This window comes from Streptomyces sp. SudanB52_2052, assembly GCF_964272415.1.
Taxonomy (GTDB): domain Bacteria; phylum Actinomycetota; class Actinomycetes; order Streptomycetales; family Streptomycetaceae; genus Streptomyces; species Streptomyces olindensis.
Genome location: NZ_OZ186796.1, coordinates 2,893,534 through 2,907,703, shown reverse-complemented (window position 1 = coordinate 2,907,703; position 14,170 = coordinate 2,893,534). Strand labels below are relative to the sequence as shown.

Genomic DNA, 14,170 nt, shown 5'->3' with positions numbered 1-14,170 from the left:
ATGACCACCACTGTTGAGACGGCCACGGCGACGGGCCGCGTCGCGCGGGTCATCGGCCCGGTCGTCGACGTGGAGTTCCCCGTCGACGCGATGCCGGACATCTACAACGCCCTCCACGTCGAGGTCGCCGACCCGGCGAACGCGGGCGAGAAGAAGACGCTGACCCTGGAGGTCGCCCAGCACCTGGGTGACGGCCTGGTCCGCGCGATCTCCATGCAGCCCACCGACGGCCTGGTCCGCCAGGCACCGGTCGTCGACACCGGCGCGGGCATCACCGTCCCGGTCGGCGACTTCACCAAGGGCAAGGTGTTCAACACCCTCGGTGAGGTGCTGAACGTCGACGAGAACTACGAGGGCGAGCGCTGGTCCATCCACCGCAAGGCCCCCGCGTTCGACCAGCTCGAGTCGAAGACCGAGATGTTCGAGACGGGCCTGAAGGTCGTCGACCTCCTCACCCCGTACGTCAAGGGCGGCAAGATCGGTCTGTTCGGTGGTGCCGGTGTCGGCAAGACCGTGCTGATCCAGGAAATGATCATGCGTGTCGCCAACCTCCACGAGGGCGTCTCCGTCTTCGCGGGCGTCGGCGAGCGCACCCGTGAGGGCAACGACCTCATCGCGGAGATGGAAGAGTCCGGCGTTCTGGACAAGACCGCGCTGGTCTTCGGCCAGATGGACGAGCCCCCGGGCACCCGTCTGCGCGTGGCCCTGGCCGGCCTGACGATGGCGGAGTACTTCCGTGACGTCCAGAAGCAGGACGTGCTGTTCTTCATCGACAACATCTTCCGCTTCACCCAGGCCGGTTCCGAGGTGTCGACCCTGCTCGGCCGTATGCCCTCCGCGGTGGGCTACCAGCCGAACCTGGCCGACGAGATGGGCATCCTCCAGGAGCGCATCACCTCGACCCGTGGTCACTCGATCACCTCGATGCAGGCGATCTACGTCCCCGCGGACGACCTGACCGACCCGGCCCCGGCCACCACCTTCGCCCACCTCGACGCGACGACGGTGCTCTCCCGTCCGATCTCCGAGAAGGGCATCTACCCGGCCGTGGACCCGCTGGACTCGACGTCCCGGATCCTCGACCCGCGCTACATCTCGGCGGACCACTACAACGCCGCGATGCGCGTGAAGAACATCCTGCAGAAGTACAAGGACCTGCAGGACATCATCGCGATCCTCGGTATCGACGAGCTCGGCGAGGAGGACAAGCTCGTCGTCCACCGTGCCCGTCGCGTGGAGCGCTTCCTGTCCCAGAACACCCACGCCGCCAAGCAGTTCACCGGCGTGGACGGTTCGGACGTGCCGCTGGACGAGTCGATCGCCGCGTTCAACGCGATCTGCGACGGCGAGTACGACCACTTCCCGGAGCAGGCGTTCTTCATGTGCGGTGGTCTCGAGGACCTGAAGAAGAACGCGAAGGAGCTGGGCGTCTCCTGAGCCTCGCGCTCGATGTGAGCTCGCGCTCACAGCGGAGGGGGCGGGGATCGTCCCGCCCCCTTCGTCACGCCCCTTAGACTTGTAACCAACACCCGGCACTCACGCCGGGTGGTGACCCGAGGAGCCACCCTTGGCTGCTGAGCTGCACGTCGCGCTGGTCGCGGCCGACCGTGAGGTCTGGTCCGGCCAGGCCACCCTGGTCGTCGCGCGCACCACGTCCGGCGACATCGGCGTCATGCCCGGTCACCAGCCGCTGCTCGGTGTGCTGGAGTCGGGCCCGGTGACCATCCGCACGAGCGACGGCGGGACGGTCGTCGCCGCGGTGCACGGCGGATTCATCTCGTTCGCCGACGACAAGCTCTCCCTGCTGGCCGAAGTCGCCGAGCTGTCGGACGAGATCGACGTCCAGCGCGCTGAGCAGGAGCTGGAGCGCGCGAAGGCGGAGGACGACGCGGAGGCCCGGCGCCGCGCGGACGTCCGTCTGCGGGCTGCGACGGCGGCCCGCTGACCCCGTCAGCCGTGTGATGACGTCACTCAGCCGCGGCTGGGTACCGGAGTAATCCGGACCCAGCCGCGGCTGAGGTGGATGTGGGTGTTTTTTACGTTCCGTTACCTAGGAGACGAGGAGGTCGGTGTCGATGGTCCTCGCTCTGACTGTGTGCGGAATTGTCGTGGCCCTCGTGGTGGTGGGACTGTTCGTCTTCGGTCTGCGCCGCCGGCTCATCCAGCGCTCGGGCGGCACCTTCGACGCCAGCCTGCGCTGGGACGCGCCCGCGGACGGCGACACGAACGGCAAGGGCTGGGCGTACGGGGTGGCCCGGTACAACGGCGACCGCGTGGAGTGGTTCCGCGTCTTCTCGTACTCGCCGCGGCCCCGCCGCATCCTGGAGCGTTCCGCGATCGAGGTGGCCGGCCGCCGGGTCCCGGAGGGCGAGGAGGAGCTGGCGCTCCTGTCCGACCATGTGATCCTGGCCTGTCTGCACCGGGGCACGCGTCTGGAACTCGCGATGAGCGAAGACGCGCTGACCGGTTTCCTCGCGTGGCTGGAGGCAGCCCCGCCCGGTCAGCGTGTCAATGTGGCCTAGGGTCTACGACCCTTCGAACGTCTCTCTGATCCGGCCTACTTCAGGCCGCTGTCGATGGCGGTCGCCAGTTCTCCGCCTGCGGTGTCGCCGCTGAACTCCCAGAAGAACGCGCCGCCCAGGCCCTGGTTCTTGGCCCAGCTCATCTTGCCCGCGATGGTCGCCGGGGTGTCGTACGACCACCAGGTGCTGCCGCAGTGGGCGTACGCCGTGCCCGCGACGGTGCCGGTGGCCGGGCAGGAGTTCTTGAGGATCTTGTAGTCCTCGATGCCCGCCTCGTAGGTGCCGGGAGCCGCGCCGGTCGCCGAGCCGCCGGGGGCGGACTGGGTGACGCCGGTCCAGCCGCGGCCGTAGAAGCCGATGCCGAGGAGCAGCTTCTTGGCGGGGACGCCCTTCGCCTTCAGCTTGGCGATCGCGTCGGCCGAGTTGAAGCCGGCCTGCGGGATGCCGGGGTACGAGGTGAGCGGGGAGTGCGGGGCGGTCGGGCCGTCCTTGTCGAAGGCGCCGAAGTAGTCGTAGGTCATCACGTTGTACCAGTCGAGGTACTGGGCGGCGCCGCCGTAGTCGGCCGCGTCGATCTTGCCGCCGGAGGAGCCGTCGGCGGTGATGGCCGCGGTGACCAGGTAGTTCGGGCCGAACTCGTTCCGCAGGGCCTGGGAGAGGTTCTTGAAGGCCGCCGGACCGGACGTGTCGCAGGTCAGGCCGCAGGCGTTCGGGTACTCCCAGTCGATATCGATGCCGTCGAAGACGTCGGCCCAGCGCGGGTCCTCCACGACGGCCTTGCAGGACTTGGCGAACGCGGCCGGGTTCTGTGCCGCCTGGCCGAAGCCGCCCGAGTAGGTCCAGCCGCCGAAGGAGTACAGCACCTTGATGTGCGGGTACTTCGCCTTCAGCTGGCGCAGCTGGTTGAAGTTGCCGCGCAGCGGCTGGTCCCAGGTGTCGGCGGTGCCGCTGACGGACTGGTCGGCGGTGTAGGCCTTGTCGTAGGCGGCGTAGGTGTCGTCGACGGTGCACTGGCCGTTCTTGACGTTGCCGAACGCGTAGTTGATGTGGGTGATCTTCGACGCGGTGCCCGACGTCACGAGGTTCTTGACGTGGTAGTTGCGGCCGTAGACGCCCCACTCGGTGAAGTAGCCGAGCTTGATCTTGTCGCCGGTGGGCGGCTCGGTGGTGCCGCCGGTGGTGCGGACGCGGACGGCGCCGCTGACCGGGCCGGTCTGGTCGGCGGTGTCACGCGCCTGCACGGAGTAGGAGTAGTCCGTGCCCTTGGTCAGGCCGGTGTCCGTGTACGAGGTCGTCGTCACGGTGGCGACCTTGGTGCCGTCGCGCAGGATGTCGTAGTTCTTGACGCCCTTGTCGTCGGTGGCGGCGGACCAGGTCAGCTTCACCGAGGTGTCGGTGATGCCGGAGGCGGTGGGGGTGCCGGGGGCGCTCGGGGCGCTGTCGCCGGGCTCGGTGGTGCCGCCGTCGCAGCTGCCGCCGTTGAGCTTGCAGCTGGCGGGGGAGCCGGAGCCGGAGCCGTTGAAGCCGAAGGAGACGGAGGCCCCGGGGGCCAGGGTGCCGTTCCAGGACTTGTTCTTCGCGGTCCAGTGGGTGCCGGAGGAGGTGACGTCGGCGTCCCAGGCGGAGGTGACGGAGGTACCGGAGGGGAAGTCCCACTCGACGGTCCAGGAGTTGATGGTGGTGGTGCCGGTGTTCTTCACCGTCCACTTGCCCTCGAAGCCGGAGCCCCAGTCCTGGGTCTTGGCGTAGGTCGCGGTGGCGGACGTCGCGGCCTGGGCCGGGCTCGCCAGGCCGACGAGGCCGGCGAAGGGGAGCAACAGGGTCGCGAACCCTGCCGCGGCTCTGTGTCTGAAGCGCATGCTGCGCCTCCTCGATGGAGTTGTGGGGGCGTGACTGAGCCTCACGCCCACTCATGGTGCCGTGAGAATAGAAAGGTCTGGACCACCGGTCAATAGGTCTGGACCACTACGCCCGAGTCGGGTCAGATCCCCAACTCCTGTGCCAGCACCGCCGCTTGCACCCGGCTGCGCAGCTCCAGCTTCGCCAACAGGCGGCTGACATGGGTCTTCACGGTCGCCTCGGCCATCTCCAGCCGCTCGGCGATGCCTGCGTTGGACAGGCCCTCACCCAGGCAGGACAGCACCTCGCGCTCGCGTCGGGTCAGCCGGTCCAGGACGGCCGGGTCGGCCGCGGGTTCCCGCGCGGGCTTCGCGGCGAACTCCGCGATCAGCCGCCGGGTGACGGCCGGGGCGATCAGCCCTTCCCCGCGCGCCACCGTCCGCACGGCCTCCAGCAACTCCTTCGCCTCGGTGTTCTTGAGCAGGAAGCCGGACGCGCCCGCCCGCAGCGCCCCGAAGACGTACTCGTCGAGATCGAAGGTGGTCAGCACCAGCACGTCCGCGAGCCGCTCCGCGACCACCCGCCGGGTCGCCGACACCCCGTCCAGGCGGGGCATCTGAACGTCCATCAGCACCAGGTCCGGCCGCAGCTCGCGGGCCAGCGCCACCGCCCGCTCGCCGTCCGCCGCCTCGCCGACCACCTCGATGTCGGGCGCGCTGCGCAGGATGAGGACCAGGCCGGCGCGGACGGCGGACTGGTCCTCGGCGACCAGGACGCGGATCATTCGGGTTCTCCTTCGGTCACGGGCAGGGTCGCGCGTACGACCCAGATCTTGCCGTCCGGCGAGTCCTCGGGGCCGGCCTCGAACGTGCCGTCCAGCAGCGCGGCGCGTTCCCGCATGCCGACCAGACCGGCGCCGGAGCCGGGGGCGGTGGGTCCGTCCCGGTCGCCGTAGGGGCTGGTCACCGCCACGGTCAGCAGCCCGTCCCGCTGGGCGAGACAGACGGCGACCCGGCCGGGACCGGCGTGCTTGAGGGCGTTGGTGAGGGACTCCTGGACGATGCGGTAGGCGGCGAGTTCCACGGGCGCCGGGACGGCCGTCTGTTCGGCCTCCAGGGTGACGTCGAGGCCGTTGGCGCGCGCGCCCTCGACCAGGGCGCCGAGTCCGTCGAGGGTGGGCGCCGCGACCGGCTCGGTGTCGCCGCTGGAGTCGCGGAGGATGCCGATCAGCCGCCGCATCTCGGACAGTCCCGCCACGCTGTTCTCGCGGATCACCACCAGGGCCTCCTGGGAGGTCTTCGGGTCCTCCAGGGAGAGCGCGGCGGTGGAGTGGATCGCGATCGCCGACAGGTGGTTGGCGACCATGTCGTGCAGTTCGCGGGCCATCCGGGCGCGCTCGGCGGTGACGGCCTGGGTGCGGTCCATCTCGGCGAGCAACGCCGTCTGCTCCGCGCGCAGCCGGGCCGCCTCGGCGGCGTCGCGGTGGTTGCGGACGATCAGGCCGGTGGAGGCGGGCCCGAAGGTGACCAGGCCGGTGACGACGCCGATCAGCAGCGCCTCGGGCTCCCGCCACACCGCGAACGGCACCACGGCCGCGGCCAGGGAGAGCAGCCCGGTGATCCGCGGGATGCGGTGGGCCGAGGCGGGCGGTCCGTACAGGACGGCCGCGTACATCAGGTCGGTGTACATCAGGATCGTGACCAGGTTGCCCTGGGTGACGAGGTCCAGCACGAGCGCGGGCGTGCCGATCAGCAGGGCGACGCGGGGGGCGCCGCGGCGCAGCAGCTCGCAGCCGGCCATGACGAGCAGCGGCAGCAGGACCGGCCAGCGTCCCGGCAGGAGCACGTACGGCTCGGTGTGCGGGCGGGTGGCCAGGCCGACGCCCCACAGCAGCAGTCCGCCGAGCAGACCGCCGAGCGCGACATGGACGTCGAAGCGGCGGGGGCGGGGCAGTGGTGCGGCCATGGCACCATCCAACACGGCCGCCGGGCCCCGCGCGTGCTTCCCGCGACGGGTCCTGGACTGCATCTTTCGATGTACCGCGGGTTCGTCAGTCGCGACGACGATTCCGGCCGAGCCGCCCGGGAGCCTGGACGGGTGACCGAGAGGAGCGAACCGTGATCGTCGCCTTGATCGCCGCCTGTGAGATCGGCTTCTGGGTGCTGCTGGCCGCCGGCCTGGCCTTCCGCTATCTGTTGCGCATGCCGCGCACGGGGCTGGCGCTGCTGCTGTGCGAGCCGCTGCTGGAGGTCGTGCTGCTGGTCGCCACCGCGCTGGACCTGAAGAACGGCGCGGAACCCAACTGGACGCACGGGCTGGCCGCGCTGTACATCGGCTACACCGTCGGGCACGGCCACCGCACCGTGAAGTGGCTCGACGGTCACGCCGCCCACCGCTTCGGCGGGGCCCCGCCGCCCCGGAAGCCGCCGCAGTACGGCATGCCCCGGGCCCGTCACGAGGGCAAGGTCTGGATGGGCACGGTGGTGGGCGCCGCCGTCGCGACCGCGCTCCTCCAGCTCGCCATCTGGTACGTGGACGACCCGAGCCGCGTGACCTCCCTGGAGAGCTGGCGCTATGTGGCCTGGCGTGCGGCCGGGATCCACGGACTGGTCGCGCTGAGTTATCTGATCTGGCCGCGGAAGGCCCCCGCGGGGGAGCCCGGAGTTCCGCTGGAGAAGGAGCGGGTGCGCCGCTAGGCCGGACCCCGGCAGGGGGCCGGAGACGTCAGCGCTCCCCGCCCGGAACCCACAGCACGTCCCCGGCCTCCTTGTTCGCCGTCCTCGCCAGGATGAACAGGAGGTCGGAGAGGCGGTTGAGGTAGGTGGCGGTGAGGGGGTTCATCGTCTCGCCGTGGGCCTCCAGGGCCGCCCACGTCGAGCGTTCCGCCCGGCGTACGACCGTGCAGGCCTGGTGGAGCAGGGCGGCGCCCGGCGTGCCGCCCGGGAGGATGAAGGAGCGGAGCTTCTCCAGCCGCTCGTTGAAGCGGTCGCAGTCCGCCTCCAGCCGGTCGATGTAGAACTGCTCGACCCGCAGCGGCGGGAACTCGGGGTTCTCCACCACCGGCGTCGACAGGTCCGCGCCCACGTCGAACAGGTCGTTCTGGACACGGGTGAGGACCTTGACGATCTCCTCGTCCAGCCGGCCGAGGGCGATCGCCGTGCCGATCACCGCGTTCGCCTCGTTGGCGTCGGCGTACGCGGCGATCCGCAGGTCGGTCTTGGCGACCCGGCTCATGTCGCCGAGGGCGGTCGTGCCCTGGTCGCCGGTCCTGGTGTAGATGCGCGTCAGATTGACCATGCGGCCAGCGTAGTTACGCCCCGGCCGTTCGGAACACGCGTGTGCCGACTGTCACGGACAGGGCGGCGAACGCGACGGCCACGAGGACGCCGTACAGCATGTGCGCGCTCGCGTACGAGCCCACGTACGCGTCCCGTACCGCGTCCACCAGATAGCGGAACGGCATGAAGTGGGACAGCACGTCCAGCCAGTCCGGCCCCAGGGTCATCGGCAGCATCAGGCCGGACAGCAGCATCGACGGCAGGGTCAGCGCGTTGATCGCCGGGCCGAAGGTCTGCGGAGTGCTCATCCGCATCGCCAGCGCGTACGACAGCGCGGCCAGTGACACGGTGAGCAGGGCGACGAAGGCGAAGCCGATCAGGACGCCGGCGAGCGGAGCCCGCAGGCCCATCGCCACCGCCGCGAGCACCAGCAGCACGGCCTGGAAGACGAACACCGTGGCGTCCCGCAGCACCCGGCCGAGCAGCAGGGCCAGCCGGCTCACCGGGGTGACGCGCATGCGCTCGACCACCCCCTGGCCCTTCTCGATGATGATCGCGAACCCGGCGAACGAGGCTCCGAAGAGGCCGAGCTGGCACAGCAGCCCGGGGACGAGCACCTGCCAGGAGCTGCCCCGCTCGCCGAGCGGCAGGTCGGTCAGCAGCGGACCGAAGAAGAGGAGATAGAGGAGCGGCATCAGCACGCCGAAGAGCAGCGCGAAGCGGGACCGCAGGGACTGGCGCAGGTAGCGGCCGTAGATGAGGGCGGTGTCGTGCAACAGCATCAGGAGTCCTCTGCGTCCTATACGGCGACGGGGGTCTGGTCGGTGGGGGCGGTGCTGCGGCCGGTGATGGCGAGGAAGGTGTTCTGGAGCGTGGCGTCGATCGAGCCGCCGTACCGCAGTTTCAGCGCGCTCGGCGTGCCGTCGGCGACGACCACGCCCCGGTCGACGACGACCAGCCGGTCGGAGAGGGCGTCGGCCTCGTCGAGGTAGTGGGTGGTCAGGAAGACCGTCGTGCCGTGCTCGTCGCGCAGGCGCCGGACCAGGTCCCACAGGTCGGCACGGCTGCCCGGGTCGAGGCCGGTCGTCGGCTCGTCCAGGAACAGCACCTCCGGGCGGTGGGTGAGCGCCATCGCGATGTCCAGCCGACGCCGCTGCCCGCCCGAGAGCGCGGCGCACTTGCGGTCGAGCAGCTCGGTGAGCCCGAGGTCGCCGGCCAGCTCCTCGGCGCGCTCGGCGGCCCGCGCCCTGCTCAGCCGGTACAGGCGCCCCTGGGTGACCAGCTCCTCGCGCACGCTGATCTGCGGGTCGACCCCGCCGGACTGCGCCACGTAGCCGCAGGCCCGCCGTACTCCGGCGGGATCGGTCGCCAGGTCGTGGCCCGCGACGGTGGCGGCGCCGCCGGTCGGTGCCAGCAGGGTCGTCAGCATCCGCAGGGTCGTGGTCTTGCCGGCCCCGTTCGGGCCGAGGAAGCCGAGGATCTCGCCCTGGCGGACGGTCAGGTCGATGCCGCGCACGGCCTCCACGGGGCCCTGCTTGGTCTGGAAGGTGCGGGCCAGACCGGCCGTACTGATGATGGTCATGACACCAGAAAAACAGAGCCTCTTAAATTTTGCAATGACTCCAATTTTTCAGTCGACCCAAGCTAGCTAGGATTCGGACATGGCAGAGGGACTCAGGGAGCGGAAGAAGCGCGAGACCAGGCAGCGCATCTCGGACATCGCCACCGGGCTGTTCCTGGAGCGCGGTTTCATGGCGGTGACGATGGCGGACGTGGCGGACGCGGCCGACGTCTCCGTCAACACCGTCTACAACTACTTCCCGGCCAAGGAGGACCTCTTCTTCGACCGCTCGAAGGGGGTCGTCGACCGGCTCTCGCGCTGGGTGCGCGGCCGGGACAGGGGTGAGTCGGCCGCCCGAGCTGTGCTGCGGGAACTGCGCGCCGAGATCGAGGCCGTCTCTCCCCGGATGGGCCTCATCGAGGGCTACGACCGCTTCATGCGCTGCATCGACGAGGCGCCGCCGCTGCGCTCGCGGCTGTGGCGCATCCAGCAGGAGGTCCTGGAGAACCTGGAGACGACCCTCCGCGAGGAGACCCGGGCCGCTGCCGACGACCCCCTGCCCGGGCTGATCGCCGGTCAGATCTGCTGGGTCCACGGCACCGTCTTCGTCGTGATCGGCCGTGAGATGGCCCAGGGGCGCAACCCGGACGAAGTGTCCCGGGAGGTGCTCGGGCTCCTCGACGACATCGAGGATCTGTTGAGCGAGAAGGTGCTCAACTACGCCGTCCGAGGCGCGGAATGAGACCTGCCGGTGTGATGTCCGTCATGTGAGACGTGACGCGCATTACTTACCGGTCACACAGGCCCTCACGAGCGCTAGTGTCCGCCCGAGAGGCAGACATAAGCAGCGCGTCAGGGGAGTCGCACAGTGGCAGGGAAGCTCGCCGTCATCGGAGCCGGCCTCATGGGTTCCGGCATCGCCCAGGTCTCCGCACAGGCGGGCTGGGACGTCGTCCTGCGTGACGTCACCGACGAGGCGCTGAAGCGGGGCACCGACGGCATCAAGGCGTCGTACGACAAGTTCGTCGCCAAGGGCAAGCTGGAGGCGCACGACGCCGACGCCGCCCTCGCCCGGATCACCGCGACCACCGACCTGGACGCCGTGGCCGACGCGGACGTCGTCGTCGAAGCCGTCTTCGAGAAGCTCGAGGTCAAGCACGAGATCTTCCGCGCGCTCGACAAGCTCGTGAAGGAGGAGGCGATCCTCGCCTCCAACACCTCCGCCATCCCGATCACCAAGATCGCGGCCGCGACGGAGCGTCCCGAGCGGGTCGTCGGCACGCACTTCTTCTCGCCGGTGCCGATGATGCAGCTGTGCGAACTCGTCCGCGGCTACAAGACCAGCGACGAAACCCTCGCCAAGGCCCGGGAGTTCGCCGAGTCGGTCGGCAAGACCTGCATCGTCGTCAACCGCGACGTGGCCGGCTTCGTGACGACCCGTCTCATCTGCGCCCTCGTCGTCGAGGCGGCGAAGCTGCACGAGTCGGGCGTGGCGAGCGCCGAGGACATCGACCTCGCCTGCAAGTTGGGCTTCGGCCACGCCATGGGCCCGCTCGCGACGGCGGACCTGACGGGCGTCGACATCCTGCTGCACGCCACGAGCAACATCTACACCGAGTCCCAGGACGAGAAGTTCGCGGCTCCCGAGTCGATGCGCCGGATGGTTGACGCCGGTGACATCGGACGCAAGAGCGGGCAGGGCTTCTACAAGCACTGAAACCGCACACGCCCCGGGGCCATCACACCCCGGGGTGAATTCGGTATCGGTTCGCTTACAAGAAGCAACCTCTGCGTCCTCCACACAGTCAGAGGTTGCATCACCGGCATCAGAACGCGGAGCACGAGACGCACGCACGGGGAGCGCATATGCACATCAGGGGCGACCACGCCGAGCTGGTCGTCGGGGGCCGCCTCGACGTCCGGAGCGCGGCGGACGCCCGTACGGTCCTGCACTCGGCCGTCGACGACGGAGTCGGCGACCTGGTGCTGGACCTGTCCGAACTGGACTCCTGGGACGCCACCGGACTGGGCGTGATCATGGGGGCCCACCGGCGGGCCGGCCGCTGCGGCCGCCGCCTGGTGCTGCGCGGCGTACCGCCGCAGATGCAGCGCCTGCTGGTGGCCACCCGCCTGCACCGGATCCTGGCGATCGAGGGGGGCATCGGGGTGGAGACGCTACCTCGCGTGTGACGCCGTGTACGGGTGTGAACCGGGCGACCGGGGAGACCCGGACGGACGTCGTCGAATCGTGCGACGCGCACAATCCTCACGAGACCGTGACGTTACGGACGGCGCGGTACCCCGGACTGTCGTAGATACTGTGCGAAGGTTTAGGGTTCGGCTGCCCGCTGCCTTGCCACCCTTCGAGCGGGCCCGGACCAGAAGCGACAGCGCGGTGTGCAGCAAGGCCGGGAGGGGCTTTTCCAAGCACACACACGCTTTTGGGGGGCTTGACCTATGGACCCGAACACCCGGGGACCCGAGGAGTACGGCCGCGAGGGCGACGGCCAGGGGCCGCGCCAGCGCCCGCCCCGGGACTCCCTCACACCCGACTTCGGACAGCACGCGCCCGCGCTCGCCCGCACGGTGCAGCTCGTCTCCGGCGACTTCCTGCTGACCGTCAACCCCGTCGACGGCAGCGAGATAGAAGTCTGCCCGCCCACCGAGCGGCCCGCCCGGCCCGTGAAGCTCACCACGGCCGAGCGCGCCGAGGCCGAGCGCGCGTCCCGGCCGCCCGTGCCGCCCGGCCCCGCGCTGCCCGCCCTGCCGCTGCTGGCCCGCCAGGACGAACGCGAGCGCCTGGTGCGCCTGCTCGCCCGCGGCCGTTCCGTCCGCCTCACCGGCCCGGCCGGCTCCGGCCGCACCCGGCTGCTCGACCTCGTCGCCGACGACTGTTCGGACCTCGCCCCCGACGGCGTCGTCCGGCTCAACGGCTTCGGCCGCACCGCCGACGACCTGCTGCACGACCTCTTCTACGCGGTGTACAACGCCCCCCTGCACCGCCCGGACCGGGAGGAACTGCTCTCCTGTCTCCGTGAGATCGGCGCGGTCGTCGTCCTGGACGACCTGGAGTTCGGCGGCGCCGCGCTCGACGAGCTGCTGGAGGCCACCCCCGAGTGCGCCTTCCTGCTCGGCGCCACCCCGGACGTGCCGGCCCCCTCCGCCGAGGCCGCCGTCGAGGAGGTCGCCCTCGGCGGCCTGGACCGCGCGGCCGGGCTCGACCTGCTGGAGCACGCCGTCGGCCGGCCCCTCACCGAGGAGGAGTCCAACTGGGCGGGCGACCTCTGGTTCGAGTCCGAGGGCCTGCCGCTGCGCTTCGTGCAGGCCGGCGCCCTGCTGCGGCAGCGCGACCGGCTGCGCGCCGGTGAGAGCGCCGTCGACGAGTTCGGCGTCTTCGCGGACGCGCCCCCGGCCGACGCCTACGACACCACCGGCGACGAGGTGCCGCTGCCCTCGCTCGGTGAGGCCGCGGCGCCCGCACCGCTGCTCGCCTCCCGGCTGAGCGCGTCCGCCCGCGCCACCCTGCGGTTCGCCGTCGCCCTCGGCGGCGAGGTCCCGCACCAGGCGCATCTGCCCGCCCTGGTCGGTGACACCCACGCGGACGCCGCGCTCGGCGAACTGGCCGCCTGCGGGCTCGTCTCCCCGGTCGGCGCCCGCTACCGGCTCGCCGCGGGCGTGCCGGCGCAGCTGGAGGCCGCCGGATACGCCGACGAGGCCGAGGCCGGCGCCCGCAGCGCCGCCCAGCACTACTCCTGGTGGGCCGGGCACCCCTCGGTCACCCCGGAGCGCGTGTGCGCCGAGGCCGACGCGATCCTCGCGGCGCTGGCCGTCCTCGGGCCGGTCACCCACCCGCCCGCCGAGGGCGAGGAGAGCGCGGCCGTGCACCTGGCCCGCACCGCCTCGCCCGCGTTCGCGGCCGGACTGCACTGGAGCGCCTGGGAACGGGCCCTGCGGGCCGGCGTCGAGGCCGCCAGACTCGCCGGGGACGTCGCCGAAGAGGCCTACTTCCACCACGAACTCGGCATCCACGCCCTGTGCGGCGGCCGGCTCGACCAGGCCCGCGCCGAACTGGAGGCCTCCATCGGCCTGCGCGGCGCCCTGGCCGACAAGCGCGGCACGGTCGCGGGCCGCCGCGCCCTCGCCCTGGTCGCCGACCGCTCGGGCACGCCCATCGGACTCGGGCCGACCGCGGGGGAGGAGGTGCCCGACGCGCGGTACGAGGAGTCGGCGTCCCCGCCCGGCGGTGTCCCGGCGGCCTTCCCGACGCTCCAGCAGCCGTCCTCCCCGGCCCTGGTCACCCACCGCAGCTCCCCGGCGCCCTCGCGCAAGGCCCGGGGCGGCCTCAGGGGCCTGGCCCGCCGCAACCTCGTGGCCGCCGGGGCGGGTGCCCTGCTCGTCGCCGTGCTCGGCACGGTGGTGACGCTCGGCGCCACCTCCGACAACGAGCCGGGTGCGCCGTCCGAGCAGGTCGGCGTCAACCCCTCGGCCAGCGAGGGCGCGGGCGGCGGCAGCCTGGGCGCCGACCGGCCGGTGAACGACAGCGACGGCGACACCGGCGCGGCGACCAGCCGCCCGACGGACCCGGGCCCGGACGGCACGCTCGGCACGTCGGACGACCCGACGCCGACGGGCTCTCCGAGCGGTTCGGCGGACCCGAGCGATCCGGCGACGACATCGAAGCCGCCGTCGTCCTCGAAGCCGCCCACCACATCGAAGCCGCCGACGACGTCCAAGCCCCCCACGACGTCCAAGCCGCCGACGTCCCAGCCGCCCACCTCGCAGCCGCCGACGTCCCAGCCGCCCACCTCGCAGCCGCCGACCTCCCAGCCGCCGGCGTCGTCGCCGTCCACCTCGGACTCGGCCAGCGGCCCGGCGCCGACCGCCCCCACGAGCACCTCGGCGAGCGCACCGGAGAGCAGCGGCGCGGCGACGCCGAGCAGCTCGGACCAGGTGATCTGAGACCCCGCACA

The 14,170-nt window shown here is 71.3% G+C and carries 14 protein-coding genes; 8 read left to right on the top strand and 6 right to left on the bottom strand.

Features of this window, described 5'->3' with window-relative positions:
* The 3 genes from atpD to ACSUPV_RS12590 all read left to right on the top strand — a co-directional run bounded on the left by atpD (position 1) and on the right by ACSUPV_RS12590 (position 2,522).
* Complete coding sequence (gene atpD, locus ACSUPV_RS12600) at positions 1–1,437, top strand: F0F1 ATP synthase subunit beta (RefSeq protein ID WP_031117492.1); 1,437 nt, start codon at positions 1–3, stop codon at positions 1,435–1,437.
* Between the two features lie 130 nt (positions 1,438–1,567).
* The gene (locus ACSUPV_RS12595; protein WP_031117493.1) at positions 1,568–1,945 is read left to right on the top strand and encodes a F0F1 ATP synthase subunit epsilon; all 378 of its coding nucleotides are present in this window, start codon (positions 1,568–1,570) and stop codon (positions 1,943–1,945) included.
* A 130-nt stretch (positions 1,946–2,075) separates the two neighbouring features.
* Positions 2,076–2,522, top strand: a complete 447-nt coding sequence (locus ACSUPV_RS12590; RefSeq protein WP_031117494.1) for a DUF2550 domain-containing protein — start codon at positions 2,076–2,078, stop codon at positions 2,520–2,522.
* Positions 2,523–2,557: 35 nt separating this feature from the next.
* Here the strand turns inward: ACSUPV_RS12590 and ACSUPV_RS12585 are convergent, their stop codons facing one another.
* The 3 genes from ACSUPV_RS12585 to ACSUPV_RS12575 form a co-directional block, all read right to left on the bottom strand.
* On the bottom strand, positions 2,558–4,381 hold the full coding sequence (locus ACSUPV_RS12585; protein WP_436947479.1) for a glycosyl hydrolase family 18 protein: 1,824 nt from the start codon (positions 4,379–4,381) through the stop codon (positions 2,558–2,560).
* A gap of 122 nt (positions 4,382–4,503) precedes the next feature.
* Positions 4,504–5,145, bottom strand: coding sequence for a response regulator (locus tag ACSUPV_RS12580; RefSeq protein WP_037770035.1), 642 nt, complete (start codon positions 5,143–5,145; stop codon positions 4,504–4,506).
* Positions 5,142–6,326: a sensor histidine kinase gene (locus tag ACSUPV_RS12575; RefSeq protein WP_037770038.1), complete on the bottom strand. Its 1,185-nt coding sequence runs from the start codon at positions 6,324–6,326 to the stop codon at positions 5,142–5,144. Before ACSUPV_RS12575 ends, ACSUPV_RS12580 begins: the two co-directional genes overlap by 4 nt.
* 152 nt (positions 6,327–6,478) lie before the next feature.
* Here ACSUPV_RS12575 and ACSUPV_RS12570 point away from each other — a divergent pair, with 152 nt between their 5' ends.
* The gene (locus ACSUPV_RS12570) at positions 6,479–7,057 is read left to right on the top strand and encodes a hypothetical protein (protein ID WP_037770041.1); all 579 of its coding nucleotides are present in this window, start codon (positions 6,479–6,481) and stop codon (positions 7,055–7,057) included.
* A gap of 28 nt (positions 7,058–7,085) precedes the next feature.
* On the opposite strand, the gene ACSUPV_RS12565 is transcribed toward ACSUPV_RS12570, so the two are convergent.
* The 3 genes from ACSUPV_RS12565 to ACSUPV_RS12555 are packed head-to-tail and all read right to left on the bottom strand — an operon-like array spanning position 7,086 to position 9,221.
* Positions 7,086–7,658, bottom strand: coding sequence for a cob(I)yrinic acid a,c-diamide adenosyltransferase (locus ACSUPV_RS12565; RefSeq protein WP_436947478.1), 573 nt, complete (start codon positions 7,656–7,658; stop codon positions 7,086–7,088).
* A 13-nt stretch (positions 7,659–7,671) separates the two neighbouring features.
* Positions 7,672–8,421, bottom strand: coding sequence for an ABC transporter permease (locus ACSUPV_RS12560; RefSeq protein ID WP_359790066.1), 750 nt, complete (start codon positions 8,419–8,421; stop codon positions 7,672–7,674).
* Positions 8,422–8,438: 17 nt separating this feature from the next.
* Positions 8,439–9,221 (bottom strand): ABC transporter ATP-binding protein, encoded by a 783-nt coding sequence (locus ACSUPV_RS12555; protein ID WP_436947477.1) that lies wholly within the window; start codon positions 9,219–9,221, stop codon positions 8,439–8,441.
* A 79-nt stretch (positions 9,222–9,300) separates the two neighbouring features.
* On the opposite strand from ACSUPV_RS12555, the gene ACSUPV_RS12550 reads away from it, so the two are divergent.
* The 4 genes from ACSUPV_RS12550 to ACSUPV_RS12535 all read left to right on the top strand — a co-directional run bounded on the left by ACSUPV_RS12550 (position 9,301) and on the right by ACSUPV_RS12535 (position 14,159).
* Complete coding sequence (locus ACSUPV_RS12550) at positions 9,301–9,942, top strand: TetR/AcrR family transcriptional regulator (RefSeq protein WP_436947476.1); 642 nt, start codon at positions 9,301–9,303, stop codon at positions 9,940–9,942.
* Between the two features lie 126 nt (positions 9,943–10,068).
* Entirely contained in the window at positions 10,069–10,917 is an 849-nt protein-coding gene (locus ACSUPV_RS12545) for a 3-hydroxyacyl-CoA dehydrogenase family protein (protein ID WP_031117507.1), read from the top strand.
* Positions 10,918–11,066: 149 nt separating this feature from the next.
* The gene (locus tag ACSUPV_RS12540) at positions 11,067–11,390 is read left to right on the top strand and encodes an STAS domain-containing protein (RefSeq protein ID WP_003993003.1); all 324 of its coding nucleotides are present in this window, start codon (positions 11,067–11,069) and stop codon (positions 11,388–11,390) included.
* A gap of 267 nt (positions 11,391–11,657) precedes the next feature.
* The gene (locus ACSUPV_RS12535; protein ID WP_382616209.1) at positions 11,658–14,159 is read left to right on the top strand and encodes an ATP-binding protein; all 2,502 of its coding nucleotides are present in this window, start codon (positions 11,658–11,660) and stop codon (positions 14,157–14,159) included.
* Positions 14,160–14,170 lie beyond the last annotated feature (11 nt).